Raw genomic sequence first — 3,190 nt, 5'->3', positions numbered from 1 at the left:
GTTAAGAACAACGGGCAACGGGCAACTCACTACTGTAACCAATCACAGATGGCGAGGTAAACCACTACCACCGTATCCGTTAAAAGGTAACCCGGTGTTAAGTACCGGGGTAACGTAAAGTTAGACGAAAAACGCCCGGAACGGTTTAAAAGGTAACCCAAACCGGGACCAAACGGGCCGAAACCGTTACGACCAAACCTGGGTTAAACCCGAAACGTTCGAACCTAGGATTAGGCGGAAGGTAAAAACCGACTACTAACCGATCCGTTAAAAGACGGGTGCCGTAACTCGGTAGTCCAAACGGTAGATTACCGGGTGCAGGACCGGTAAAGAATGACTAAACGCCGAGTTTAAAAGGACAAACGGGCAACGGCACTCATACTGTAACCATCACAGATGGCGAAGGTAAAACCACTACCACTATCGTTAAAGACGGTGTAGACGGTAAGAATGCAAAAGCCGAAGTTAAAGACAACGGCAACGGCACTCACACTGTAACCATCACTGATGGCGAAGGTAAAACCACTACTACCATCGTTAAAGACGGTGCAACTGGTGCCAAAGGTGATACCGGTGCAGACGGTAAGAATGCTGAAGCCGAAGTTAAAGACAACGGCAACGGTACTCACACTGTAACCATCAAAGACGGTAACGGTAACACTACTACTACTGTCGTTAAAGATGGTGCAACCGGTGCTACTGGTGCAGACGGTAAGAATGCTGAAGCTGAAGTTAAAGACAACGGTGACGGTACTCACACTGTAACCATCAAAGATGGTAACGGTAACACTACTACTACTGTTGTTAAAGACGGTGCTAAAGGTGATACCGGTGAAAACGGTAAGTCTGCTGAAGGTAAAGTTGAGCGTGATGAAGCTAAAGGTACTTCTACCATCACTATCAACAACTTCGATAAAGACGGTAAAGTCATCTCTACTACTACTGCAACCGTGAAAGATGGTAAGGACGGTAAAGATGGTAAAGATGCTGATGGCACCTTCGGCCTGGTTGACGAGACTGGTACTACTGACGGCTCTATCTCCAAAAAACTGAATAACACTATTCAGATTAAAGGTGATGCGGGTACTAAAGTTCAAGTATTCGACAAAGCAACCGGTAAGACTTCAGAGAAAGAAGTTCAAAACATCTTCGTTAAGAAAGACGGCGATGCGCTGAAAGTCAGCATGAACCCTGATCTGACCGTTAACAGTGTTACTACTAACGAACTGAAAGCAGGTCCTGTAACCATCAACCAAGGTGGTATCGATGCCGGCAACACTACTATCCAAAATGTTGCTCCAGGTAAGAAAGGTACTGATGCGGTTAATGTTGACCAGCTGAACCAAAAATTCGGCGATGTGAACAGCAATGTGAACAAGGTTGACAACAACGCCCGCGCAGGTGTGGCTCAAGCTCTGGCTACTGCCGGTCTGCCGCAAGCTTACTTGCCAGGTAAGAGCATGCTGGCTATCGGTGGCGGTCACTACCGCGGTGAAACCGGTTACGCTGTCGGCTTCTCTAGCATCTCCGATGGTGGTAACTGGATCATCAAAGGTACTGCTTCCGGCAACTCACGTGGTCACTTCGGTGCTACCGCAGCAGTTGGTTACCAATGGTAATCTGACTTTCAGACGGCCTGAAAAGGCCGTCTGAAAAGACGAAGCAAAGTAAATGCGGCCTATTTAGGCCGCATTTTTTTATATCTTGAATTGGATTTGTTGGGTTTTTATAAGAAAGAATAATAAGAATGCCATGTTCAATATGCTCTCATGAGGAATTTGGGGATAGAGCGATTAATATGAAAAACTTACTTAAAAAAGTAGAGTGAGTTTTTCATATTAATAGATGAATTTAGGGTATGGGAGCAGTATCAAGCAAAATGTTTCATAACTTATGGATGAATAATGATTTGATAGGGGAGTGTTATTAGAGAATCTGGCAAAAGACACGTGAAAAATCCTCTAAATTTGAATAGAAAGAATTTAGAGGATTTTAAGGAAGAGAAAAACTTTTAAACTTATCTAAATTGGATTGTAATAGTTTTATGGCTATCTCTCATTAAGACTCAATAGCAAATCCCTAAATGCATTTGGATCTTTAATAAACGTCATTTCTCCTGATTGAGGGAAATGGAAATCGAGCAGGCGAGATACCCAGAAACGAATGCATCCGGCTCTTTGTGCAGTAGGGAAATACGCGCGTTCTTCATTAGATAATGGACGTACGCTTTCATAGCCATGGATAAAGGCATCATAAAGAGCAGGGTCTAATTTATTATCGGCTGTCCGCGCCCAGTCGTTAACTGCAATGGCCAAGTCGTACATGAAATTACCATTGCACGCATAATAAAAATCGATAAAGCCGGAAACTTCATCTCCATTAAGCAGTACATTGTCTTTAAATAAATCGGCATGGATAATACCGGAAGGTAAATGTTCTCCAAGATTTTCATCTAAAGCAGCAATTTCAGCTTGAAGCAGTTTGGCATCTTCGCTATCTAAAACCGGGAGCAACTGGGTGCAGGCATCATGCCACCAGCCATCATAACGGGGATTTTTCATTTTTAAAGGAAAATCTTGGCCAGCTAAATGCATTTTGGCCAACATCGCACCAGTGTGGAAACATTGTGCCTCAGTCGGCCAGCCGGTATCGGAGCCATTCAAACAAGTTACCAAGCAAGCAGGTTTTCCGGCTAACATAGAATGCAGTCCGCCATCTTTACGAGCAATCGGAGCGGCGCAGGCAACGCCATTTTGGCTCAAGTGTTGGTTTAGCTCTAAAAAGAAAGGTAGTTCCTCTGATTTTAAAACCTCAAAAACAGTCAATACATAACGACCGGTTGAGGTAGTTAGAAAATAATTACTGTTAGTAATTCCTTGAGCAATCCCCTGCAAAGAGACAAAATCTCCCAAATCATATTGCAGCAAGAAATCGCGCATTTGAGCGTCGGAAACACTGGTATAGACAGACATAGCAAACTCGAAGCTGAAATAAAATCAAAGAAACATCATACCAAAAAACAAGCGTCAACAATATAAATTAAAGAATAGGTCAAATTCAAAAGGCCGTCTGAAAGAGCATTTCAGACGGCCTTTGTTTTGTATTTTTTGTATGTATGGAATGTGTAGAAAGGTTGATAGTGTTTTTATCAAATAAAAACCCTGTTAAAACAGGGCGGTGGTTAAATTTT

General features: G+C 43.0%; 2 protein-coding genes. One reads left to right on the top strand and one right to left on the bottom strand.

What is annotated here, in order from left to right; all coding sequences use genetic code 11:
* Positions 1-389: 389 nt before the first annotated feature.
* Positions 390-1,619, top strand: coding sequence for a YadA family autotransporter adhesin (locus tag TW89_RS12090; protein ID WP_432757678.1), 1,230 nt, complete (start codon positions 390-392; stop codon positions 1,617-1,619).
* A gap of 429 nt (positions 1,620-2,048) precedes the next feature.
* Here TW89_RS12090 and thrB read toward each other — a convergent pair whose 3' ends face one another.
* On the bottom strand, positions 2,049-2,972 hold the full coding sequence (thrB, locus tag TW89_RS07995; protein ID WP_128581097.1) for a homoserine kinase: 924 nt from the start codon (positions 2,970-2,972) through the stop codon (positions 2,049-2,051).
* Between the last annotated feature and the right edge of the window lie 218 nt (positions 2,973-3,190).

This window comes from Neisseria flavescens, from assembly GCF_001618065.1.
GTDB lineage: Bacteria > Pseudomonadota > Gammaproteobacteria > Burkholderiales > Neisseriaceae > Neisseria > Neisseria flavescens_A.
This window is presented reverse-complemented; position numbering and strand designations above follow the sequence as displayed.